This is a genomic window from Tropicibacter oceani (assembly GCF_029958925.1).
Classification (GTDB): Bacteria; Pseudomonadota; Alphaproteobacteria; order Rhodobacterales; family Rhodobacteraceae; genus Pacificoceanicola; species Pacificoceanicola oceani.
Window position 1 is genome coordinate 1,566,995 of sequence record NZ_CP124616.1, and the last position, 21,502, is coordinate 1,588,496.

General features: G+C 63.7%; 21 protein-coding genes and 1 riboswitch. Of the genes, 11 read left to right on the forward strand and 10 right to left on the reverse strand.

From position 1 onward, the window contains the following. Position 1: 1 nt before the first annotated feature. The gene (locus QF118_RS07515; protein WP_282302006.1) at positions 2 to 994 is read right to left on the reverse strand and encodes a TraB/GumN family protein; all 993 of its coding nucleotides are present in this window, start codon (positions 992 to 994) and stop codon (positions 2 to 4) included. A 63-nt stretch (positions 995 to 1,057) separates the two neighbouring features. Here QF118_RS07515 and QF118_RS07520 point away from each other — a divergent pair, with 63 nt between their 5' ends. Next, entirely contained in the window at positions 1,058 to 1,729 is a 672-nt protein-coding gene (locus tag QF118_RS07520; RefSeq protein ID WP_282302007.1) for a DUF2161 domain-containing phosphodiesterase, read from the forward strand. Here QF118_RS07520 and QF118_RS07525 read toward each other — a convergent pair. After that, a complete protein-coding gene (locus tag QF118_RS07525) occupies positions 1,726 to 2,643 on the reverse strand; it encodes a DMT family transporter (RefSeq protein WP_282302008.1) in 918 nt (305 codons plus the stop codon). The genes QF118_RS07520 and QF118_RS07525 overlap by 4 nt on opposite strands. A gap of 265 nt (positions 2,644 to 2,908) precedes the next feature. On the opposite strand from QF118_RS07525, the gene QF118_RS07530 reads away from it, so the two are divergent. The 4 genes from QF118_RS07530 to QF118_RS07545 all read left to right on the forward strand — a co-directional run bounded on the left by QF118_RS07530 (position 2,909) and on the right by QF118_RS07545 (position 6,950). Then, entirely contained in the window at positions 2,909 to 3,196 is a 288-nt protein-coding gene (locus tag QF118_RS07530; RefSeq protein ID WP_282302009.1) for a co-chaperone GroES, read from the forward strand. Positions 3,197 to 3,259: 63 nt separating this feature from the next. After that, positions 3,260 to 4,906 (forward strand): chaperonin GroEL, encoded by a 1,647-nt coding sequence (groL, locus tag QF118_RS07535; protein ID WP_282302010.1) that lies wholly within the window; start codon positions 3,260 to 3,262, stop codon positions 4,904 to 4,906. 209 nt (positions 4,907 to 5,115) lie between these two features. Beyond that, positions 5,116 to 5,730 (forward strand): ribonuclease HII, encoded by a 615-nt coding sequence (locus QF118_RS07540; RefSeq protein ID WP_282302011.1) that lies wholly within the window; start codon positions 5,116 to 5,118, stop codon positions 5,728 to 5,730. 104 nt (positions 5,731 to 5,834) lie between these two features. Beyond that, positions 5,835 to 6,950 (forward strand): site-specific DNA-methyltransferase, encoded by a 1,116-nt coding sequence (locus QF118_RS07545; protein WP_282302012.1) that lies wholly within the window; start codon positions 5,835 to 5,837, stop codon positions 6,948 to 6,950. Between the two features lie 139 nt (positions 6,951 to 7,089). Here QF118_RS07545 and QF118_RS07550 read toward each other — a convergent pair whose 3' ends face one another. Beyond that, a complete protein-coding gene (locus tag QF118_RS07550; RefSeq protein WP_282302013.1) occupies positions 7,090 to 7,545 on the reverse strand; it encodes a YbjN domain-containing protein in 456 nt (151 codons plus the stop codon). A gap of 106 nt (positions 7,546 to 7,651) precedes the next feature. Between QF118_RS07550 and QF118_RS07555 the strand changes: the two genes are divergently transcribed. Together QF118_RS07555 and QF118_RS07560 are read left to right on the forward strand one after the other, a co-directional pair. Further along, entirely contained in the window at positions 7,652 to 8,545 is an 894-nt protein-coding gene (locus QF118_RS07555; RefSeq protein WP_282302014.1) for a DMT family transporter, read from the forward strand. Between the two features lie 105 nt (positions 8,546 to 8,650). After that, positions 8,651 to 10,615 (forward strand): methyl-accepting chemotaxis protein, encoded by a 1,965-nt coding sequence (locus tag QF118_RS07560; RefSeq protein WP_282302015.1) that lies wholly within the window; start codon positions 8,651 to 8,653, stop codon positions 10,613 to 10,615. A gap of 4 nt (positions 10,616 to 10,619) precedes the next feature. Here the strand turns inward: QF118_RS07560 and aroC are convergent, their stop codons facing one another. Beyond that, the gene (aroC, locus tag QF118_RS07565) at positions 10,620 to 11,729 is read right to left on the reverse strand and encodes a chorismate synthase (RefSeq protein ID WP_282302016.1); all 1,110 of its coding nucleotides are present in this window, start codon (positions 11,727 to 11,729) and stop codon (positions 10,620 to 10,622) included. 94 nt (positions 11,730 to 11,823) lie between these two features. Further along, a riboswitch (TPP riboswitch) is annotated at positions 11,824 to 11,932 on the forward strand. Positions 11,933 to 11,972: 40 nt separating this feature from the next. Between aroC and thiB the strand changes: the two genes are divergently transcribed. Genes thiB through QF118_RS07580 form a run of 3 tightly spaced genes read left to right on the forward strand, consistent with a single transcriptional unit; the run spans position 11,973 to position 15,140 of the window. Continuing rightward, entirely contained in the window at positions 11,973 to 12,953 is a 981-nt protein-coding gene (thiB, locus tag QF118_RS07570) for a thiamine ABC transporter substrate binding subunit (protein ID WP_282302017.1), read from the forward strand. Continuing rightward, complete coding sequence (locus tag QF118_RS07575; protein ID WP_282302018.1) at positions 12,929 to 14,446, forward strand: thiamine/thiamine pyrophosphate ABC transporter permease ThiP; 1,518 nt, start codon at positions 12,929 to 12,931, stop codon at positions 14,444 to 14,446. Before thiB ends, QF118_RS07575 begins: the two co-directional genes overlap by 25 nt. Beyond that, positions 14,433 to 15,140: a thiamine ABC transporter ATP-binding protein gene (locus QF118_RS07580; RefSeq protein ID WP_282302019.1), complete on the forward strand. Its 708-nt coding sequence runs from the start codon at positions 14,433 to 14,435 to the stop codon at positions 15,138 to 15,140. Before QF118_RS07575 ends, QF118_RS07580 begins: the two co-directional genes overlap by 14 nt. 33 nt (positions 15,141 to 15,173) lie before the next feature. Here QF118_RS07580 and QF118_RS07585 read toward each other — a convergent pair whose 3' ends face one another. From QF118_RS07585 to petA, 4 genes are all read right to left on the reverse strand, one after another. Then, positions 15,174 to 16,085, reverse strand: a complete 912-nt coding sequence (locus tag QF118_RS07585) for a DUF3626 domain-containing protein (RefSeq protein WP_282302020.1) — start codon at positions 16,083 to 16,085, stop codon at positions 15,174 to 15,176. Between the two features lie 202 nt (positions 16,086 to 16,287). Further along, entirely contained in the window at positions 16,288 to 17,082 is a 795-nt protein-coding gene (locus QF118_RS07590) for a cytochrome c1 (RefSeq protein WP_282302021.1), read from the reverse strand. Between the two features lie 18 nt (positions 17,083 to 17,100). Beyond that, complete coding sequence (gene petB, locus QF118_RS07595) at positions 17,101 to 18,438, reverse strand: cytochrome b (protein WP_282302022.1); 1,338 nt, start codon at positions 18,436 to 18,438, stop codon at positions 17,101 to 17,103. A 12-nt stretch (positions 18,439 to 18,450) separates the two neighbouring features. Next, positions 18,451 to 19,014 carry a ubiquinol-cytochrome c reductase iron-sulfur subunit gene (petA, locus tag QF118_RS07600; protein ID WP_282302023.1) on the reverse strand — a complete coding sequence of 188 codons (564 nt, stop codon included), beginning with the start codon at positions 19,012 to 19,014 and terminating at the stop codon, positions 18,451 to 18,453. A 210-nt stretch (positions 19,015 to 19,224) separates the two neighbouring features. Between petA and QF118_RS07605 the strand changes: the two genes are divergently transcribed. Next, positions 19,225 to 19,878, forward strand: a complete 654-nt coding sequence (locus QF118_RS07605) for an outer membrane protein (protein WP_282302025.1) — start codon at positions 19,225 to 19,227, stop codon at positions 19,876 to 19,878. Positions 19,879 to 19,917: 39 nt separating this feature from the next. Here the strand turns inward: QF118_RS07605 and QF118_RS07610 are convergent, their stop codons facing one another. Both QF118_RS07610 and QF118_RS07615 read right to left on the reverse strand, forming a co-directional pair. After that, a complete protein-coding gene (locus QF118_RS07610; protein WP_282302026.1) occupies positions 19,918 to 20,520 on the reverse strand; it encodes a glutathione S-transferase in 603 nt (200 codons plus the stop codon). A gap of 46 nt (positions 20,521 to 20,566) precedes the next feature. Further along, positions 20,567 to 21,499, reverse strand: a complete 933-nt coding sequence (locus tag QF118_RS07615) for a tyrosine recombinase XerC (protein ID WP_282302027.1) — start codon at positions 21,497 to 21,499, stop codon at positions 20,567 to 20,569. Between the last annotated feature and the right edge of the window lie 3 nt (positions 21,500 to 21,502).

The following is a 21,502-nucleotide window of genomic DNA, read 5'->3' on the forward strand; positions in this document are numbered from 1 at the left end:
CCTAGAAGGGCTGCCGCGTCAGGCGGTAGCCCTTTTGCGCAAGCAGGTTGAGCACGCCGTTCTCGCCTGACAGGTGGGCGGCGCCAAAGGCGGCGATCACCGGGCCGTCGGTATCGGCCAGGGCCTGTTCGATCACCGGTATCCAGGCGATGTTGCGTTCCGTCAGCAGCCGTTGTTCAAAGGCCGCCTCGGCCGCATCGTTTTGGGTGTCAGAGACGCCATCGGCGCCGGCGGCCAGCAACGTGGTGACCAGCCAGCTTTCGGCATGGCGTTCCTCGGCATAGGCCGCCATCAGCGTTTCCAGCAGGTCCTCTGCCCCTTCGGGGGCGATCAGGGCGGCGCGCAGCATGGTGATCTGAACCTCGATCGGAATTTCGCCAAAGATCCTGATGGCAGCATCGAAGTCTTCCAGCGCGCGCGTGGGCACGCCTGCGGCATCGGCCCGGGTTTCGATCTGGAAATCCAGCCCCTGTTGCGTGGCCAGGTCCTGCGCGAGGCAGGCCGGCATGCTCAGCAGCATCGAAACGTACCAGGGCTGGAATTTCGCGGCGACAAAGGGCGGCACGCCCCGGGCCGTAACGGCGCTGGACAAAAGCTGCCAGTCATCCTCGGTCATCAATTCGGGCAGGGTCGTGTCCTGCAAGATCATGATCCCGGGTTCGCGGGCCATGCTGGCGGTCAGCGCGTCGCGCCCCTGCGTGGTCAGTTCCACAAGAACCATTGCCGCGCTTTCGATCAGCGGGGTCAGCCGCGCCACGGGGGCGTCAAGGCGCGGGTCCTGCAGGTGGACGGTGCCGATCAGGTGCAGTCGTTCGCCATCCTTTTCGGCGGTCCAGTGGTTTCCCGTGCTGTAGGGGCGGCCGTCAAGCCGCTCGGCCAGCCGGGCCTGTTGGTCCATGTCCATCGCGGGGCGCAGGTCGTTGCCCTGACAGGCGGCAAAGGCCGGCGCGGCAAGGACGGTCAGGGCGATGAGGGGGGCAATCAGACGGAGCATCTTGGCCTTTCGGGTCAGTTTGGGCATTGTCGCCCGTGGGTAGCACAAGGAACACGGCACAGCATGCAGCGGGAAAGCGATCTTTATGCACCGCTCAAGTCCTACCTTGAGGCTCAGGGGTACGAGGTCAAGGGCGAGGTGGGCGCCGCCGATGTGGTTGCCCTGCGCAAAGACGAGGCGCCGCTGATCATCGAGTTGAAATTGCGCATCACTCTGTCGCTGTTTCACCAGGCGATTGCCCGGCTGACGGTGACGGACCACGTCTATGTTGCCGTGCCCAGGCCCAAGGGCAAAACCGCGCGGCGCGCGCTGAAGGACAACCTGGCACTGTGCCGCCGGATCGGGCTGGGCTTTATCACCGTGCGCGAGGATGGCACGGTCGAGGTGCAGTGCGATCCCGGCCCCTACGCCCCGCGCAAGAGCAAGAAGAAACAGGAACGGCTGCTGCGCGAATTCCAACGCTTGCGCGGCGATCCCAACGATGGCGGGGCAACGCGCCACGGGATCGTCACGGGCTACCGGCAGGACGCGCTGGCCTGCGCCGCCTACCTGGCCAACACCGGGCCTGAAAAGGGGGCGATCGTGGCAAAATCGACCAAGGTGGCCAATGCCACGACGATCATGCGCGACAACCACTATGGCTGGTTCGAAAAGGTCGAAACCGGGGTCTATGGCCTGACCCGGGCCGGGCGGCAGGGCCTGAAGGACTGGGCCTTCAGCGCGCCGCTGGACTAGCCGCGCGCCTTGCGGTTGGCCAGCCTTTCGCGGTGCAGCGTATACAGCCCCGAGGCCATGATGATGCCGCAGCCCAGCAGGGTCCAGCCATCGGGCAGCTGCGCAAAGGCGATGTATCCATAAAAGGTGCCCCACAGGATCAGCGAATAATGCAGCGGCGCCAGCACCACCGCCTGCGCGATGTCCAGCGCCCGGATCACAAGGACTTCGCCGATTGCCGAGGTGCCCGCCAGCCCGAAGATCAGCGCCCAGGTCTGCCAGCCCTGCGGGGTCTGCCAGACAAAGGGTAAGGTCAGCGTCAGCAGGCCGGTCGCGGTGATCGAGGTATAGGCGACGGTCGTCATGGCGCCATCGGTCCCGGCCAGCATCCGTGACAGGATCTGCCGCGAGGCGAACAGCGAGGCAGCCAGAACCACCAGCAGGATCGCCGGGTGAAACACACCCAGCCCCGGGCGGATCACGATCAGCATGCCGCCAAAGCCGATGGCCACCGCCACCCAACGCCGTGGCCCGACCGGTTCGCGCAGCAGGATTGCGCCAAAGACGGTCACGACGAAGGGCGCGACAAAGGACACCGCCACCGCATCGGCCAGCGGCACATGCTGGATGGCAAAGATGAAAAGCGAGGCCGACCCCGCCGCCGCCACGCCGCGCAGGATCTGCACGGGGCGGTTGACGGTCCGCAACAGGTGCAGCCCGCGAAACGACAGCATGATCATCACCCCCAGGAACAGCCCCGTCATCCGCATCCAGGTGATCTGCAGCGGGTTGAAACTTTCGGTCAGCAGTTTGGCCTGCACGTCCCCGGCGGCGAAGAAGGCAAAGCCAAGCGCCATCAGCACGATCCCGCGCGTGTTGTCGGGATGCGAAGGGGCGGGCGCCGAATGGATCGGCGAGGCGGGTTGTACGGGCATGTCGGGTTCCGGATGGCGGACGCGTGTGGTCCTTCCCTGCAAGGGGTGGGGCATTGTGGCGGGCGCGTCAAGCCGGGCGGGCGCCTTGTTTGCCCAAGGCGCGGGGCCGGGCCGCCGGACGATGAATTTTTTTGGCAACTGGGCTGTTGACTCGGGTCGGGCAGGTGCCTAGCTATGCGTCGTTAGCACTCGACCAGGGTGAGTGATAACGCCTCTCGGAAACGAGGAGGCAAAGGGACGTAACTTTGAGCAAGGAGACTCGAAGATGGCATTTAAACCGCTTCATGACCGTGTGCTGGTTCGCCGCGTAGAGAGCGACGAAAAGACCAAGGGTGGTCTGATCATCCCCGAAAGCGCCAAGGAAAAGCCCGCCGAGGGCGAGATTGTCGCTTGTGGTGAAGGCGCGCGCAAGGACAGCGGCGAGCTGATCGCGATGGCCGTCAAGCAGGGCGACAAAGTCCTGTTCGGCAAGTGGTCCGGCACCGAAGTGACGATCGACGGCGAAGAGCTGCTGATCATGAAAGAAAGCGACATCCTCGGCATCATCGCCTGAGGATCGGCGGGGAAACCCGGTCCGACGCTTTCTTAACCCAACCCATTCACAGGAGAGATCGATATGTCCGCAAAAGACGTGAAATTCGATACCGATGCCCGCAACAAGATGCTGCGCGGCGTGAACATCCTTGCCGACGCGGTCAAGGTCACCCTTGGCCCCAAAGGCCGCAACGTGATCCTGGACAAGTCCTTTGGCGCACCGCGCATCACCAAGGACGGCGTTTCGGTTGCCAAAGAGATCGAGCTTGAGGACAAGTTCGAGAACATGGGCGCCCAGATGGTGAAGGAAGTTGCTTCCCGCACCAACGACGAAGCCGGTGACGGCACCACCACCGCGACGGTTCTGGCCCAGGCCATCGTCAAGGAAGGTCTCAAGCAGGTTGCAGCCGGTCTGAACCCGATGGACCTGAAGCGCGGCATCGATCTGGCGACCTCGAAGGTCGTGCAGGCGATCAAGGACGCGGCCCGCCCGGTGTCCGACAGCGCAGAAGTTGCCCAGGTTGGCACCATTTCCGCCAACGGCGAAGCCGAGATTGGCCAGCAGATTGCTGACGCCATGCAGAAAGTCGGCAACGAAGGCGTGATCACCGTCGAAGAGAACAAGGGCCTCGAGACCGAGACCGAAGTCGTCGAAGGCATGCAGTTCGACCGCGGCTACCTGTCGCCCTATTTCGTCACCAACCCGGACAAGATGATTGCCGAGCTGGATGACTGCATGATCCTGCTGCACGAAAAGAAACTGTCGTCGCTTCAGCCGATGGTTCCGCTGCTCGAGCAGGTGATCCAGTCGCAAAAGCCGCTGCTGATCATCGCGGAAGACGTCGAAGGCGAAGCGCTGGCGACCCTCGTGGTCAACAAGCTGCGTGGCGGCCTGAAGATTGCTGCCGTCAAGGCACCGGGCTTTGGCGATCGCCGCAAGGCCATGCTGCAGGACATCGCGATCCTGACCGGCGGCCAGGTGATCTCGGAAGATCTGGGCATGAAGCTCGAGTCCGTGACCATGGACATGCTGGGCAGCGCCAAGACCGTGAACATCACCAAGGACGAAACCACCATCGTCGACGGTCACGGTGAAAAGGCCGAGATCCAGGCACGTGTGGCCCAGATCCGCACCCAGATCGAAGAAACCACCAGCGACTACGATCGTGAAAAGCTGCAGGAACGCGTCGCCAAACTGGCCGGCGGTGTGGCTGTCATCCGCGTTGGCGGCATGACCGAAATCGAAGTCAAAGAGCGCAAGGACCGCGTCGACGACGCTCTGAACGCAACCCGCGCTGCCGTTCAGGAAGGCATCGTTGTTGGTGGTGGTACTGCCCTGGTGCAGGCTGCCAAGGTTCTCGAAGGTCTGACGGGCGCCAACTCGGATCAGAACGCCGGTATCGCCATCGTGCGCCGCGCGCTCGAAGCTCCGATGCGCCAGATCGCCGAGAACGCCGGTGTTGACGGTTCGGTCGTTGCAGGCAAGGTCCGCGAGTCGACCGACCCCAAGTTCGGCTACAACGCCCAGACCGATGAATATGGCGACATGTTCAAGTTCGGCGTCATTGACCCGGCCAAGGTTGTGCGTACCGCACTGGAAGACGCGTCCTCGGTTGCTGGTCTGCTGATCACCACCGAAGCCATGGTTGCCGACAAGCCCGCCAAGGAAGGCGCCGGTGGCGGCATGCCCGACATGGGCGGCATGGGCGGCATGGGCGGCATGATGTAATCACGCTTCGCTTTGCGAGGTGTGATGGCGGCGGCGGGCCGATTGCCCGGCAAGACTGGCCCGACGCCGCACCGCACAGACCCACAGCAAAGGCGCCCCTTGGGGCGCCTTTGTCATGTCCGGGGCAGGGGGCTGGGCTGCGGCCAGGGGCGTCGCCTGTGCGCGCCTGGCCCTTGCCCACGGGCGGCGTTTGCTGTTTCACCTGTCCCATGATCGCATTGAACACGAATTACGAGTCGCCCTTCTGGGATCGGGGCCTGCGCGTGGCAGGGGTTGACGAGGTCGGCAGGGGTCCTTTGGCGGGCCCCGTGGTGGCCGCCGCCGTCATCCTGAACCCCGAGGCCTTTCCTGACGGGCTGAACGATTCAAAGAAGGTGTCGCCCAAGCGGCGCGAAGCCATGACGCTGTTGATCCGCCAGCAGGCGCTGGTCGGTATCGGAGAGGCGACAGTCGAGGAGATTGACCAGGTCAACATCCTGCAGGCGACCTATCTTGCGATGCGCCGCGCCGTGGCCGCGCTGCCCCATCAACCGGACCATCTGCTGATCGACGGCAACCGCCTGCCGCCCGATTTGCCCTGCCCGGCGACGACGATTGTGAGGGGCGACAGCAAATCACCATCCATCGCGGCGGCCTCAATTGTGGCCAAAACGTGGCGGGATAATGTCATGAAAATGATCGCGACACAGTTCCCGGGATATGGTTGGGAAACAAACGCCGGTTATCCGACAAAGTGTCACAAATCTGCCCTTCAAAATCTTGGGGTAACCCCACACCATAGACGTTCGTTCAAACCGGTCCACAATATCTTGTATCAAGACTAAATCGCAAGTCGCTGATTTAAAAAAGAAATTGACCGCGAATCGGTTAAGATTCAGATTCAATGCCAAGCACAGAGCGCAACAAGCGCCGGGGACAGAGGCAGAGAATGACGAAGATGACCAAGCTGAAGAGCGCCGAGGCGCTCCCTCTCAACACGATCCTGAACGGGGACTGCATCGAGGTGATGAACAGTCTGCCCGAGGCGTCGGTGGACCTGATTTTCGCGGACCCGCCGTACAATCTTCAGCTCAAGGGTGACCTGCACCGCCCCGACAATTCCCGCGTCGACGCCGTCGACGATCATTGGGACCAATTTTCCAGTTTCGCCGTCTATGATAAGTTTACCCAAGACTGGTTGAAGGCGGCACGCCGATTGCTCAAGCCCGACGGGGCAATCTGGGTAATCGGCTCATATCACAACATCTTTCGGGTCGGAACGGCGCTTCAGAACGAAGGCTTCTGGATCCTGAACGATGTGGTCTGGCGCAAGTCGAACCCAATGCCGAACTTTCGCGGCAAGCGGTTCACCAACGCCCATGAGACGATGATCTGGGCCTCGAAATCCGAAGGCGCCAAGTACACCTTCAACTACGAGGCGCTCAAGGCGCTGAACGAAGGCATCCAGATGCGCAGCGACTGGGTTCTGCCGATCTGCAACGGCGGCGAACGCCTGAAGGACGCCAACGGCGACAAGGCGCATCCGACGCAGAAACCGACCAGCCTGCTGCACCGCGTCCTGGTGGGCAGCACCAACCCCGGCGACGTCGTGCTTGACCCCTTCTTTGGCACCGGCACCACCGGCGCCGTCGCCAAGATGCTGGGCCGCGACTGGATCGGCATCGAGCGCGAGGCGGCCTATCGCGAAGTGGCGACCAAGCGCATCGACGACATCCGTCCCTTTGACAAATCCGCCCTGCAGGTCAGCACCTCCAAGCGCGCCGAACCGCGTGTGCCCTTTGGACAGCTGGTCGAACGCGGCATGCTGCGCCCGGGCGAACAGCTGTGGTCGATGAACGGCCGTCACAAGGCCAAGGTGCGCGCCGACGGCACGCTGATCGGCGATGACGTCAAGGGCAGCATTCATCAGGTCGGCGCCGCGCTGGAAGGCGCGCCCAGCTGCAACGGTTGGACCTACTGGTGCTTCAAGCGCGAAGGCAAGACCGTGCCGATCGACGTGCTGCGCCAGCAGATCCGCTCGGAAATGGATGAGCGCCCCAACTAGGGGCTCCCCCACTCAAACAGGTTACACCGCCGGTGCCTTGTGAGTGTCATCCAAGGCATCAACTTTCCCCGCCTGCGTGTCAGGCGGGGCTTTTTGGCGTTCGCACCCCCGGGGCGCGCAGGTCCACGGCGGCCTTTGACTACCAGTCGATGAACTCTTCGAACTCGCCCATCACCTTGGTCCACATCTTGTAGTTGTCGACAAAGTTGTCTTCGCTTACGCCGTGGTCGATGTTCACGTCCATTTGCAGGTATGGGTCCATCTCGTCGTCCAGATAGACCGCGCCATACCGCATTTCGGCGTTCCATTTGTTGGCCTGGGCAAAGTCCATACCGTCCGTCAGGTTATAGCCGACCTGGAACTGCAAGGTCCGGCAATCGACGTTTTCCGAACAATCGTAAAAGAACACCTGAAACTGCGTGCCATTGTGCTTGCCGGTGATCTTGGGGTCGCCAACCCCGTCGGCGCCCAAGTCGACGGCAAAGCCTTCTGAGCGCAAGAGGTCCAGAAGCCGTGCGGGATTGGACGCGTCCACTTCGGCCAGCGCGGCGCTGCTGACCAGAACAAGCGCAGCGGAAATAAGGGAAATCTTCATTTCAAAAAGTCCTCAAATGATCTTTCTGGTGAAAGCCTAGCAAGAACCGGTTTGTCGGGCAACGCGCAGCCTTCACACCGATCATTTCCGCAGTTACTGGTTTTGGATGGATATACGCTCGCTCTTGATGGGACTCGCCTTTGCGGCCATGTGGTCCTCGGCTTTCACCTCGGCCCGGATTATCGTCGCGGCGGCGCCGCCGTTGTCGGCTCTGGCGCTTCGGTTCCTGATCTCGGGGCTGTTGGCGATCGTGATCGCGCGGATGCTGGGGCAAAGCTGGCGCCTGACGCGGGCGCAATGGCGGGCGACGATCATCTTCGGGATCTGCCAGAACGCCTTGTACCTGGGGCTGAATTTCGTTGCCATGCAAACGGTCGAAGCCTCGCTGGCGGCGATCATCGCCTCGACCATGCCGCTGCTGGTGGCGCTGGCCGGATGGCTGTTCCTGGGCGACAGGCTGCGCCCGCTCAGCCTGATCGGGCTTCTGGCCGGTGTGGCCGGGGTGGCGCTGATCATGGGCGCGCGGTTTGGCGGTGCCTTCGATCCCTACGGTGTTGCGCTTTGCGTGGTCGGGGCGCTGGCCCTTGCGGTGGCGACGCTGGCCTTGCGCGGGGCCATGACGGGGGGCAACCTGTTGATGGTCGTGGGGCTGCAAATGATGGTCGGAAGCGTCGTGCTTTGGCCCTTTGCGCTGGGGTTCGAGACTGTCCAGATTGTCTGGTCGACGAAACTGGTCCTTGCCTTCCTTTATACCACCGTGGTTCCCGGTCTGGCGGCGACGCTGGTCTGGTTCCTTCTGGTCAACCGGATCGGTGCCGTGCGCGCCGCGACGTTCCACTTTCTCAACCCCTTTTTCGGGGTGGCGATTGCCGCGGCCATCCTGGGCGAAACGCTTGGGCTGCTTGATATCTTGGGCGTTGCTGTGATCGCTGCGGGCATCCTGGCCGTCCAACTGTCAAAACTGCCCGCGCAGACACAAAGCAAACAGCAGAAATTGTAGGAACTTCGTCGGGACCTTGTCCTGATGTTGTTAACACTGTTCCCTTAGAACACCCCGGGATTGATAGGTGCAGAAAGCGCCCGCCAAATGAACTTGGGGTCAAAGATGAGTGTTTTTCTGAGTCGCTTTTCCGTGCGCACACAGGTGCTGTTTTCCGCTGCGGTTCTTCTGGTCGCGCTTGTTGCGGTCACTGCCATGGCTTGGGCAGTCAAGGATTCCATGGCGACCAGCGTCGCCGAACTGAACACAAACGCCGAAAAAGCCAACGTCCTCAAGCGGGCCGAGCTTGAGCTGTCCTCGGCCAGCAGGAACGCAGCCTATTTTGCGTTGCAACCGGACGCGGGCTGGGCCGCGGTTCAGAACACCCTGAACGCGGTCACGCAAACGCTGACAACGGTCAAGGCGCAGCCCTGGGGCACAGATAACCTTGCGCAGGAACTGGAAAGCATCGCGGCGGGTCTTTTGGGACTTGAACCGCTTGCGGCGGACGCAAAGGACGCGCAAACGCCCGAACGGCGCGCCGAACTTTCTGGCATTGCGGATTCGGCGATCAGAACTGCTTTGTTCCACCTGTCGGCGGTCACGAAGCAAGCCGATCGGGCCATCGTGCAGGCGGCGGACCAGGTTCGATCCACCGAGGTCCGCGCTGACAGGGTTTTCCTTGGTGTCGGTCTTGCGGCCCTGGTCTTCGGCCTGATCGTGGCCATTGTGTTCGGGCGGCTGTTGACGGCGCCTATCCTCAGCCTTGAACGCTCGGTGAAAAAGCTGGTTGAACAGGACTATGACAGCGATATCCAAGGCACCGGGCGCAGCGATGAAATCGGCGGCATTGCCCGCAATCTGGCCGAGTTGAAGACCAAACTTGCCTTGGCGCAGACTGCCGCAACCACCCAGAAAAAGACAGGCGAACGCCGCACTGCCCTGTTCCACCAACTGGGGCAGGCAATGAACCGCCTTAAGGGTGGTGACCTGGCGCAGACCATGTCGGCGGCAGAGTGGTCGGACCTGGGACAAGACTATGTCGCCCTTTGCGGCGATTTCAACGCCCTTGCCAGCGGGCTTCAGGATCTGGTGGGGCAGCTTCGGCACAGCGGCGAAATGGTGCAGTCGAATTCGCATGAACTGTCCAACATGTCCTCGGAAATGTCGCGCCGGGCGGAAATGCAGGCGGCCACGCTGGAGCAAAGCGCAGCGGCGCTGGAGGAACTGGCCAGCAGCGTAAAATCTGCCTCGGAGCGCGCGCAAAGCGCCGACGCGATGGTGGTCAAGGGGCGCGAACGCGCCGAGCGGGGCGGCGAGGTCATGGCCCGGGCGCAGGCGGCCATGGGTTCGATCGCCCGGTCGTCCGAACAGATCACCCAGATCATCGGCGTCATCGACGACATCGCCTTTCAGACAAACCTGCTGGCGCTGAACGCCGGGGTCGAGGCCGCGCGCGCCGGCGAATCCGGCAAGGGTTTTTCCGTCGTCGCATCCGAAGTCCGCTCGCTTGCGCAGCGGGCGTCGGAATCGGCCCGCGAGATCAAGGAACTGGTGTCCAACAGCTCGGCCCAGGTCGAGGATGGCGAACGGCTGGTCGAGGAAACCTCGGTCACGCTGAAAGACATCGTTGACAGCGTGAACGAGGTTTCGGTCATGGTGTCGGACATCGCGGTTTCCGCGAAAGAGCAGGCCAGCGGTGTGCAGGAAATCAACGTCGGGGTGGCAGAGCTGGACAAGGCCACGCAACAGAACGCCGCGATGGTGAACCAGACGACCTCGGCCAGCCGCCAGTTGAACCAAGAGGCCGAGCGCCTGTCGGCCCTGCTGGCGCAATTCTCGGGCGGGAAAGCGCGGGCAAACCTTGCGCCATCACAGCCCGAGGCCGCCAGACCGGCGCAGGCGACCAGGCAGCATTCGGTTGTCATGCATGGCGCCGCTGACCTCGAGGTCGAGCCTGAACCCCTGGAACGCCAGACCAAAGCCCAATCCGATTGGGACAAGGCGGTGATAGAGCCTGCGGTGGCAAAACCGGCGGCGGGTCACTTTCAGTCCACCGGCACCGGGGGAGAGATCTGGAAAGATTTCTAGGCGGTCAGGATGCGGGGCCGATCTTGCCCCCGGCCTGACCGATCTGCCCGCGATGCAACAGCAGGTGGTCAAGGATGACACAGGCCATCATCGCCTCGCCCACCGGGACGGCGCGGATGCCGACGCAGGGATCGTGACGGCCCTTGGTGATGATGGTCGTTTCCTCGCCCGACTTGGTGATGGTGCGGCGCGGGTTCAGGATCGACGAAGTCGGTTTGACCGCAAAACGCAGCACCACGTCCTGCCCGGTGGAAATGCCGCCCAGGATGCCGCCCGCGTGGTTCGAGCTGTAGACCGGGCCATCCGGCCCCATGGTGATCTCGTCCGCGTTTTCCGATCCGGTCAGGGCGGCGCTGTCCATGCCATCGCCAATCTCGACCGCCTTGACGGCGTTGATCGACATCATCGCGGCGGCCAGATCGGTATCCAGCTTGCCATAGACTGGCGCGCCAAGCCCGGCAGGCACGCCGCGCGCGACGACCTCGATCACCGCGCCGACGCTGTCGCCGCTTTTGCGCAACTGGCCCAGGTAGTCGGCCCAATCCTCGGCGGCCTGCGCATCCGGCGTCCAGAACGGGTTCTGGTCAATCTGGCCCCAGTCAAAACGGCTGCGATCAATCTTGTGCGGGCCGATCTGGACCATGTAGCCCTTGATCTCGATCCCAGGCACAGCCGCTGCCAGCGCCGCGCGGGCCAGGCCGCCCGCCGCAACCCGCGCCGCCGTTTCACGCGCCGAAGACCGCCCGCCGCCGCGATAATCGCGAATGCCGTATTTCTGCCAATAGGTGATATCGGCGTGACCGGGGCGGAATTTCTCGGCGATATCGCCATAGTCTTTTGACCGCTGGTCGGTGTTCTCGATCATCAGCTGCACCGGGGTGCCGGTGGTCTTGCCTTCGAAGACGCCCGACAGGATGCGCACCGCGTCAGGTTCCTGACGCTGGGTGGTGAACTTGTTCTGCCCCGGCTTGCGCTTGTCCAGCCACTGCTGGATCATCGCCTCGTCGATCGCAACGCCCGGGGGGCAGCCATCCACCGTCGCGCCCAGGGCGGGCCCGTGGCTTTCGCCCCATGTGGTGACGCGGAAGAGATGACCAAATGTGTTAAGGCTCATGGGCGTTGTCTCCTTTGATTGCTGACTTAGGCCAGCGCGCCCGCACCCTCAAGCCATTTCCCTCTTGAAGGCCCTGTCGCCGCGCCCTAGGTTCGCGCTTACCTCGGGGTGCAGGGTCTGACCTGCTGAGATTTGCGCGATCGCATCAACCCGTTGAACCTGAACCGGTTAACACCGGCGGAGGGAAGGTTAGGTGGCGACACTCCAATCTTGCCCTCTCGCCGCAGATTTGGAGATTGGCCCATGAAGGCACTCACTTTTGCAGCGGGATTGTTTGCGGCCAGCACGGCGCTGGCGGACGATGCCGTACTGACGGTCTATGCACCGGATTATTTCGTTTCCGAATGGGGCCCGGGCCCCAAGATCGAAGAGCTGTTCGAGGCGCGCTGCGCCTGTGACCTGCAGTTCAAACCCGGCGATCTGCTGCCGCGTATCCTGCTGGAAGGCGACAAGACCGAGGCCGACGTTGTCATCGGCTTGAACACCGATGTGACCAAGAAGGCGCGCGAAAGCGGGCTGTTCGCGCCGCATGGGCAGGATCTTTCGCCGCTGACCCTGCCGATCGACTGGACGGACGACACGTTCCTGCCGTTCAACTATGGCCACACGGCGTTCATTTATGACACGACCAAGGTGGCCAACCCGCCCGCCTCCTTTGACGAACTGCTGAACGCGCCGGACGATCTGCGGCTGGTGATTCAGGACCCGCGGTCGTCGATTTCCGGGCTGGCCCTGGTGCTGTGGGTGCAGGCGGTTTATGGCGACGGCGCGCAGGCGGCTTGGGAAAAACTCGCACCCAAGATTGTTACCGTGACGCGCGGGTGGTCGGAAAGTTACGGCCTGTTCACCGATGGCGAGGCGGACATGGTGCTGTCCTACACGACCTCGCCCGCCTACCACATCATCGCCGAAGAGGATGAGACCAAAAGGGCGGCGATTTTCCCCGAAGGGCATTATTTCATGGTCGAACTGGCCGCCAAGCTGGCCGGCACGGACCAGCCGGAACTGGCGGATCAGTTCATGCAGTTCATCCTGTCCGAAGATTTCCAGGGCATGATCGCCACGGGCAACTGGTCTTTCCCGGCGGCGCTGCCGCAGGACAAATGGCCCGAAGGTTTCCAGAAACTGGACCTGCCGGAAAAGGCGCTGTTCTATTCCGAGGACGAAGCCGCCGCGCTGCGGGATGAGGCCATCGAGGCATGGCGCCGCGCGCTGTCGCAATAATCGCGGGATCGGCCCTGGCGCTTTTGACGCTGGGGCCGATTGCCGTGGTCCTGATCCGGGCCGAGGGCTTTGGCGCGTTGCGGCCCGGTGATCTTGAGGCGGTGCGTTTCACGCTGTGGCAGGCCTTTCTGTCGGCGCTGCTCAGCTGTCTGTTCGCGGTGCCGGTGGCGCGGGCCTTGGCCCGCAGGCGATTTCCCGGGCGCGGCGTTCTGGTGACGCTGCTTGGCGCGCCCTTTATCCTGCCGGTGATTGTCGCGGTGATGGGGCTGTTGGCCGTCTTTGGCGGCTCGGGCCTGTTGAACCGGGGGCTGGGGGCGCTGGGGCTGCCGCGTCTGGATATCTACGGGCTGCACGGCGTGCTGCTGGCCCATGTGTTTTTCAACCTGCCGCTGGCGACGCGGATGCTGCTGCAAGGCTGGCTGGCCATTCCGGCGGAACGCTTTCGTCTGGCGGCCTCGCTGGGGCTGACCCCATGGGCGCAGTTCCGGGTTCTGGAATGGCCCTTGTTGCGCCGGATCCTGCCGGGGGCCTTTGCGGTGATCTTCGTCATTTGCCTGACCAGTTTTGCCGTGGCGTTGACGCTGGGCGGCGGCCCGCGCGCCACGACGGTTGAGCTGGCGATCTACCAGGCGATGCGCTTTGATTTCGACCTTGGCCGCGCCGCGCTGCTGGCGGTGATTCAGCTGGGGCTGGCGCTGGCGGCGGGGCTTGTGGCCTGGCGGGTCTCTGTCGGCAGTGGCTTTGGCGCGGGGCTGGACCGGGTGCAACCGCGCTGGGACGGGCGCGGCTGGGCCGCGAAGGCAGGCGACGCAGGCTGGATCGCGCTGGTCGCCGTGTTCCTGTTGTTGCCCTTGGGCATGGTGATCTTGCGCGGCGCGCCGGGGCTGCTGCTGCTGGGGGCGGACAGCTTTCGCGCGGCGGGGCATTCGCTGATCGTGGCGCTGGGGTCGACCGCATTGTGCATGCTCTGGGCCTTGCCGCTGGCAAACCGGCGCGGCGAATTGCTGGCGCTGGCGGCCATCGCGATATCGCCCTTGGTGCTGGGCACCGGGCTGTTTCTGATCCTGCGCCCCTTCGTGAACCCGTTCAGCATGGCCTTGCCGGTGACGGGGTTGGTGAACGCGCTGATGGCGCTGCCCTTTGCCTTGCGCATCCTGCGCCCCGAGGCCGAGGCGATCCGCCAGGATTTCGGGCGGCTGTCGGCCACATTGGGCCTGACACCGCGGGCATGGACCATGCTGGTGTTCCTGCCGCGCCTGCGCCGCCCCTTGGGCTTTGCCGCGGGGCTGACGGCGGCGCTGGCGATGGGCGATTTGGGGGTGATTGCGCTGTTCGCCGATCCGGACCGCGCGACGCTGCCCTTGCAGGTCTATCGGCTGATGGGGTCCTATCAGATGGAGGCGGCATCAGGGGCGGCGCTGCTGTTGCTGGGGCTGAGCCTGAGCCTGTTCTGGCTGCTGGACAGAGGAGGGCGCGTGGGTGCTGGTCGTTGAGAATTTGAGCGTGTCGCTGGACGGATTTGCCTTGCAGGCAGACCTGTCGCTGGCGCCGGGGCGCCGAGTGGCGGTGATCGGACCATCGGGGGCCGGAAAATCCATGCTGCTGGATGTGATCGCGGGGTTCCGGGCGCCGGACCGGGGGCGGGTCCTGTGGCAGGGGCGCGACCTGACCGCCCTGCCGCCACAAGAGCGGCCGGTGTCAATGCTGTTCCAGGACCAGAACCTGTTTCCCCATCTCAGCGTGACACGAAACCTGTGGCTGGCGCTGCGGCCCGATGGCGGCAAGCCCGATCCGGCGCAGCAAACCCGCGTCGCGCAAGCGCTGGAGCGGATGGGGCTGGGCGGCATGGGGGAACGCAAACCGGCCGAGTTGTCCGGCGGGCAACAGGCGCGCGCGGCCTTGGCGCGGGTGCTGTTGCAGGCACGACCGATCATCCTGCTGGACGAACCGTTTGCCGCGCTTGGGCCAGCGCTGCGCGCCGAAATGCTGGAGCAGGTCCGCGCGGTGGCGCAAGAGGCGGGGGCGCTGACCCTGCTGGTCAGCCACGACCCAACCGACGCGCGCGGCTTTGCCGAGGAAGTGGTCTTTGTCGAGGCGGGGCAAGTGCAGGCGCCGGTCGAGACGGCGGCTTTGTTCGACAACCCGCCCGAGGCATTGCGCGCCTACCTGGGGGACAGTGGGGCATAACCCGGGCCGACAGCCTGTTGTGCCTGCGGGGCGCTAAAGGGCATCGGGGGGCCCAAAGCGCGCGATACAGTGCCAGACCCGTTTGAGCGTCTGGGTGTGTTCAGGCCCGTTGCGACGCGCCTTTCCAAGGCAGGAGGGGGTAAGGAATTCGCCGTCAAACAGCGATCTGGCCAGATCGGCGGTGGGTTTGTCCCGGTAGCGGGCGCAATCGTCCAGCCGCGCGCGCGACATGCGGAACCCGGGATGCCATTCGGTTGCGCACCCGAGGGCCCTGGCCCAGTCTTCGACAGCGGTGCCCCTGTGGCTTGGGTCAAGCACGATGGCGTGGACGTCGTTTTTCAAGCTGAGGGGGCCGTGGATATGCGCCTCGATATAGTGGTCGAGGGGGTCAGCGGTGGCCTGCGATGCGCCAAGCAGGGCCAACAGCCCCATCCGGTCGGCGACGCCGAAGTCGTGCGGGCCAAGGTGGCTGTCAGGATGGCAAAAGGTGGTCCGGGGCAGGACCCCGGGTTTCAACCGCAGATGCGCCGAGCCAAAGCGCGGCGATCCCCCTGTGATCCGATTGGCGTGGTTCAAGGCGCCGTACTTTGGACGGGCGGCGGGGGTGTCATCTTCATAGGCGCCGCCGAACACGCGACTTTCCCACAGCCATCGCCCTGCGCCGCGGCCCGTGGCCAGAGCGCCGTTGCTGATGCCGGTTTCGAACTGCGAACGATAGAACCCGTCGCGCGCCAGAGACGCGATCATCGGGGCGCCATCATGCAGGGCGTCGGGATGAAAGTTGATCGTGACGCAAAGGCCTGGTGCCAGCGGCGGGCCTTTGGCCTTTGCGCGGACATGGTCAATGGCGCGGTCGGCGCTGCAAGGCGTGTTGGACTTGGGGGTCGGAATCGCTGTCTCCTTGCTTGCTGGCGGCGGCTTTGGCGTGGGCGCGGGTTTGACCAATGCGGCCTTGGGGACAGGACCGGCCGGCAGGTGAGGGCAGGTTAGCCGGATCGTCGCCCTTCGGGCCAGCGCTATCCGTGCGTGCCCTTGGTATCGGTTCGCAGGGCGGCGGATGCCTGACGAGGTCAGCCCAAGCAGACCCCAAAGAAAAAGCCCCGCCGATTGGGCGGGGCTTGGTGTTTTCAGATCCGCAAGCGGCGGATCAGCCTTGCTTGGCCTTGCGCTTGACCGGCGACCAGATGCGCTTGTTGGTCAGGTAGAGCAGCACCGAGAGGATCACCAGGAACAGAACGCCGGTGAAACCGGCCTGTTTGCGGGCCATCATCTTGGGCTCGGCAGTCCACATCAGGAAGGCCGAAACGTCCTGCGCCATGTGGTGCACCGAGTTGTCGTGACCGTCGGCATATTCCACCAGACCATCGGACAGCGGCGGGGCCATCGAAATCCAGCCGCCCGGGAAGGCGTGGTTTTCGTACAGGATGGTGCCTGCCTCTTCCTTTTCCTCACCGGTGTAACCGGCAAGCAGCGAAGCGATATACTCGGGGCCGCCAATGCCCTTGACGAACTGGTTGATGCCCAGACCGTAGGGGCCGTGGAAACCGGCACGGGCCTTCGCCATAAGCGACAGGTCAGGGGCGCCAGCACCGGTGTTGGCCGGGAAGTTGTCAGACGGCTTGGCCGGGCGGAAATCTTCGAGCTCTTCGTCGTAGACCTCAAAGTTCTGCTCGGCGTAGGCGCGCACTTCGTCCTCGGAGTAGTGCGGGCCACCTTCGTCGGCCAGGGTGCGCAGCGGCACGAACTTCAGCCCGTGGCAGGCTGCGCAGACTTCGGTAAAGACCTGAAGGCCACGCTGCAGCTGGAACTGGTCGTAGGTGCCAAAGGGGCCTTCGAACGAGAACGCAAAGTCCTCGACGTGGGCCTCGCCACCGGCAGCATAGGCGCTGCCGGCAGAAAGGGTCAGGGCCGTCAGGGCCGAGAGGGTGAGTTTCTTGAACATCTCAAACGGTCCTTTCGATTACTCAGCCGGGGTGCCGGCTGCGTCACCCTTGGCTTTGCCATAGTGATCGTTGAAGTCGGCTTCGATGGTGTCGGGGGTCGGAAGCGGCTTTTCGATCACGCCCAGCAGGGGCAGGATGACGAGGAAGTAGGCAAACCAGTAGGCCGAGGCGATCAGCGAAATCCAGTCATAGGGATATTCGGCGGGCATCGCACCAACCCACATCAGCACCATGAAGTCGATGGCCAACAGCCAGAACCACCATTTCAGCATCGGACGGAACCGTGCGGAACGAACCGAAGAGGTGTCCAGCCAGGGTGCCAGCGCCATCACGGCAATCGCACCGAACATCGCCAGCACGCCAAAGAACTTGGCGTCGATGATGCCACCGGTCACGAAGGACGCGATCTGGACAACCCAGACATCGGCGGTAAAGGCGCGCAGGATCGCGTAGAACGGCAGGAAGTACCATTCGGGAACGATGTGTGCGGGCGTCGCCAGCGGGTTTGCCTCGATGTAGTTGTCGGGGTGGCCCAGGTAGTTGGGCATGAAACCGACGATGGCGAAGAACACGACCATGACGACCGCCAGGGCAAAGACGTCCTTGATCACGAAATACGGCCAGAAGGGCAGGGTGTCCTTTTCGGCGTCTGCTTTCGAGGTGCGGCGCACTTCGACACCGGTCGGGTTGTTGTTGCCCGTGGTGTGGAAGGCCCAGATGTGAATGGCGACAAGCGCGGCAATCACGAAGGGCAGCAGGTAGTGCAGCGAGAAGAAGCGGTTCAGCGTGGCGTTGTCCACGGCCGGTCCGCCCAGCAGCCAGGTCTGGATCGGCTCACCGATCAGCGGGATCGCCCCGAACAGGCCGGTGATCACGGTCGCACCCCAGAAGGACATCTGACCCCAGGGCAGAACGTAGCCCATGAAGGCGGTGCCCATCATCGCCAGGTAGATCAGCATACCGATGATCCAGGTGATTTCGCGCGGCGCCTTGTACGACCCGTAATAGAGGCCGCGGAAGATGTGCAGGTAGACCGCAACAAAGAACAGCGATGCGCCGTTGGCGTGCATGTAGCGGATCATGTGACCGCCGTTCACGTCGCGCATGATGTGCTCGACGCTGGCAAAGGCCAGGTCGACATGGGGGGTGTAGTGCATCACCAGCACGATGCCGGTGACGATCATGTGCACCAGGCAGTAGGCCAGGACGATGCCCCAGATCCACATCCAGTTCAGGTTCTTGGGTGTGGGGATCATGATCGTGTCATAGATCAGGCCGACGATGGGAAGCCGCTTGTGCAGCCACTTTTCGCCGCCCGTCTTTGGTTCGTAATGGTCGTGCGGAATACCAGACATTCGCGCGTCTCCTTATCCCAGCAGGATGGTGGTTTCGTCGACAAACTCGGCCGGCGGGACCGGCAGGTTCTCGGGGGCGGGGCCTTTGCGGATGCGGCCAGCGGTGTCGTAGTGCGACCCGTGGCAGGGGCAGAACCAGCCGTCATATTCGCCGGCGCCATCGCCCAGCGGAACGCAGCCAAGGTGCGTACACACGCCCATCATCACCAGCCATTCGCCGTTTTCGTCCAGCGTGCGGTTGGCATCCGAAGCGTCTGCGCCGCCGTCGATGTTGGCGTTGCGCGCAACCGGGTCGACCAGCTGCGACATTTCGACGGCGCGGCCTTCCTCGATCTCGGTCTCGGTGCGGCGGCGGATGAAGACGGGCTTGCCCAGCCATTTCACCGTCAGCTGCGAGCCGATTTCAAGACCCGACACATCCACGCGGATGGACGACAGGGCCCGGACATCGGCCGAGGGGTTCATTTGATTGACCAAGGGCCAGACAACCGCGCCAGCGGCGACGGCCCCGGCACCGGCGGTGGCATAGTAGAGAAAGTCCCTACGGGTGCCTTCGTGATCTTCTGTGTGTGACACGAGCTTTGCTCCATTGCTTCGGGGCCGTTGGTCGGCCGCAATACAACCCGGGCCGTGGGAGTCCACAGCCATTCCGCGGGGTATTTAGCGGGGGTAGACTGAGGCGTCCAGCACACAAAAGCCTTGTGGCTCAATAAGCGCGGATGTGTCGCGGTTGAAACGCGGTTCTGCGGGTGATTATGTAGGACCCGAGACAAAAAGGGCGCCCAGATGCGACAACTGATTCTTTCCTCCGCACTGCTTGCTGCCATGGCCATTCCCGCCTCGGCAGAGGTGGAACTGTCGTTCTATACCGGTTGGCAGACGCTGCCGCACAGCCGCATCACCGGCAAGCTGCCCAACGGTGGCGGCAGCTATGACGAACTGGTCGGATGGGAAGGCAAGCCCTTTGAAATGCCGCCCTATTATGGCGCGCGCGCAACTTGGTGGCGCAGCGAAACCTTGGGATTCGGCGTCGAATACACGCACACCAAGGCCTATGCGCCCGACAGCACGAAAAAGGCGCTTGGCTTTTCCCGGCTCGAGTTTTCCGATGGTCACAACGTTCTGACCGCCAACGTGATCCGCCGCTGGCCGGCCCAGTGGGGGGCAATGACGCCCTATGCCGGTGGCGGCCTCGGGATTGCCTTTCCGCATGTGGATGCGGACCATGCCAGCGGCAGCCGCACCTATGGCTTTCAGGTCACAGGCCCGGCGATGCGCCTGCTGGCCGGTGTGAGCTATCCGATCAACGACCGCTTTTCGATGTTCGGGGAATACCAGTTCACCTATTCGACCAACGAAGGCGAGTTCGACCAGGGCGGGACCTTCAACACCGACATCAAGACCAACGCGCTGAACGTCGGTATCTCGTTCAACTTCTGACGACTAGGGCGGGGTAACTCCCCGCCCTGCCCATGTCGCTTATGCCGGGGCGGTGGCCTGCATCGATTCGCGTTGCGCATAGCCGGCGTACCAATCGGCCAGGCCTTCGTGACCGGTGCGCCAGCCGCGCACGTCATGGCGCAGGTCCAGATACCCCAGCGCGCAGCCGACGGCGATCTGCCCCATGTCCAGCGGCCCGTGCAGATGGCTGAGCCAGCGGGTTTCAAGCGCATCCAGCGCGCGCGCGATCTTGCCCCATTGGCCGTCGATCCAGTCCTGGAACACCATGTCCGCCGGGCGGAAGCGCATTTCATAGGTGATCAGCACCGCGGCCTCCATGATGCCATCGGCCGTCGCCTCAAGCGTCAGCGTGTCCCACAGGCGGTCCTGGGGATACAGGGCGGTGCCGGCGCGGTCGTCCAGATAGCGACAGATCACGCGGCTGTCGTACAGGGTCGGGCCGCTGTCGCGCAGCAGCGCCGGGATCTTGCCCATGGGGTTGGCGGCAATCAGCGCGGAATCCGGCGCCAGCGGGGTCGTCGCCACGTCGATCAACGTCACCTCGGGCAACAGCCCGGTTTCATGCAGCGTCACCACGACCTTGCGGACAAAGGGAGAGGCGTCGGATTTCATCAGTTTCATGGGGATGTCCTTTGGCTTTTTCGGCAGCCTAGCATGAAAACCCGGCTTACCCAGCCTTTGGATGCGTCGCCTCGTAAACCTTCATCAGATGCACCTGATCGACCGAAGTATAGGCCTGCGTCGTCGACAGGGAGGCATGGCCCAGCAATTCCTGGATCGCCCGCAGATCGCCCCCCGCCGACAGCAGATGCGTGGCAAAGCTGTGGCGCATGGCATGCGGCGTGGCCGTGGCGGGCAGGCCCAGCTGCATCCGGGCCTTTTCGGTGACCTTCTGGATCAGCCGCGGGTTCAGCGGACCGCCGCGGGCGCCGCGAAACAGCGGTTTGTCCGGCTCCATCGGGTGTGGGCACAGGCTCAGGTAGGTGTCGACCGCGCGGCGGGCGACCGGCAGCACCGGAACGATGCGTTCCTTGCGGCCCTTGCCCAGAATGCGCATCGTCTCGCCCAGCGGCAGATCGCGGCCGGTGATGCCGAGGGCCTCGGATATGCGCAGCCCGCAGCCATAAAGCAGCGTGACCACGGCCGCGTCGCGCGCCCCGATCCAGCCTTGCGTTGCCTGCAGTTCGACGGTGTCGATCATGGCGCGCGCGGCGTCTTCGGTCAGCGGGCGGGGCAGCTTTTTCTGGAACTTGGGGGCGCGGGCCGACAGAACGGCGGTGGGTTCATACCCTTCGCGTTCGGACAGCCAGCGGTAAAAGCTTTTGACCGCCGACAGCTTGCGCGCCATGGAACGTGGCGCCACGTCCTGTGCGCGCAGATGGGCCATCCAGGCCCGCATGTCCGGGGTCGTCACCCGCGCCAGCGGCGCCAAGCCCTGGGGCTGGCCATGGTGCAGGGTCAGGAAGGTGATGAAATCCAGCACATCGACCTGATAGGCCTTGATGGTGTTGTCGGACGCGGCCTTGAGCGCCTTGGCCGCCTCAAGCCAACTGGCCAGCGCATCCCGCGCCGCCGCGGAGATTTCGAAAGGCGTGGACATCAC

Bases quoted from the DNA above. Each gene is read 5' to 3' on its own strand.
- QF118_RS07575 (WP_282302018.1), top strand. From the start codon at position 12,929: ATGGCGCCGCGCGCTGTCGCAATAATCGCGGGATCGGCCCTGGCGCTT.
- QF118_RS07590 (WP_282302021.1), bottom strand. From the start codon at position 17,082: ATGTTCAAGAAACTCACCCTCTCGGCCCTGACGGCCCTGACCCTTTCT.
- QF118_RS07530 (WP_282302009.1), top strand. From the start codon at position 2,909: ATGGCATTTAAACCGCTTCATGACCGTGTGCTGGTTCGCCGCGTAGAG.
- QF118_RS07545 (WP_282302012.1), top strand. From the start codon at position 5,835: ATGACGAAGATGACCAAGCTGAAGAGCGCCGAGGCGCTCCCTCTCAAC.
- aroC (WP_282302016.1), bottom strand. From the start codon at position 11,729: ATGAGCCTTAACACATTTGGTCATCTCTTCCGCGTCACCACATGGGGC.
- QF118_RS07540 (WP_282302011.1), top strand. From the start codon at position 5,116: ATGATCGCATTGAACACGAATTACGAGTCGCCCTTCTGGGATCGGGGC.
- QF118_RS07525 (WP_282302008.1), bottom strand. From the start codon at position 2,643: ATGCCCGTACAACCCGCCTCGCCGATCCATTCGGCGCCCGCCCCTTCG.
- QF118_RS07520 (WP_282302007.1), top strand. From the start codon at position 1,058: ATGCAGCGGGAAAGCGATCTTTATGCACCGCTCAAGTCCTACCTTGAG.
- QF118_RS07515 (WP_282302006.1), bottom strand. From the start codon at position 994: ATGCTCCGTCTGATTGCCCCCCTCATCGCCCTGACCGTCCTTGCCGCG.
- QF118_RS07550 (WP_282302013.1), bottom strand. From the start codon at position 7,545: ATGAAGATTTCCCTTATTTCCGCTGCGCTTGTTCTGGTCAGCAGCGCC.
- groL (WP_282302010.1), top strand. From the start codon at position 3,260: ATGTCCGCAAAAGACGTGAAATTCGATACCGATGCCCGCAACAAGATG.
- QF118_RS07610 (WP_282302026.1), bottom strand. From the start codon at position 20,520: ATGAAACTGATGAAATCCGACGCCTCTCCCTTTGTCCGCAAGGTCGTG.
- thiB (WP_282302017.1), top strand. From the start codon at position 11,973: ATGAAGGCACTCACTTTTGCAGCGGGATTGTTTGCGGCCAGCACGGCG.
- QF118_RS07560 (WP_282302015.1), top strand. From the start codon at position 8,651: ATGAGTGTTTTTCTGAGTCGCTTTTCCGTGCGCACACAGGTGCTGTTT.
- QF118_RS07615 (WP_282302027.1), bottom strand. From the start codon at position 21,499: ATGTCCACGCCTTTCGAAATCTCCGCGGCGGCGCGGGATGCGCTGGCC.
- QF118_RS07555 (WP_282302014.1), top strand. From the start codon at position 7,652: ATGGATATACGCTCGCTCTTGATGGGACTCGCCTTTGCGGCCATGTGG.
- QF118_RS07605 (WP_282302025.1), top strand. From the start codon at position 19,225: ATGCGACAACTGATTCTTTCCTCCGCACTGCTTGCTGCCATGGCCATT.
- petB (WP_282302022.1), bottom strand. From the start codon at position 18,438: ATGTCTGGTATTCCGCACGACCATTACGAACCAAAGACGGGCGGCGAA.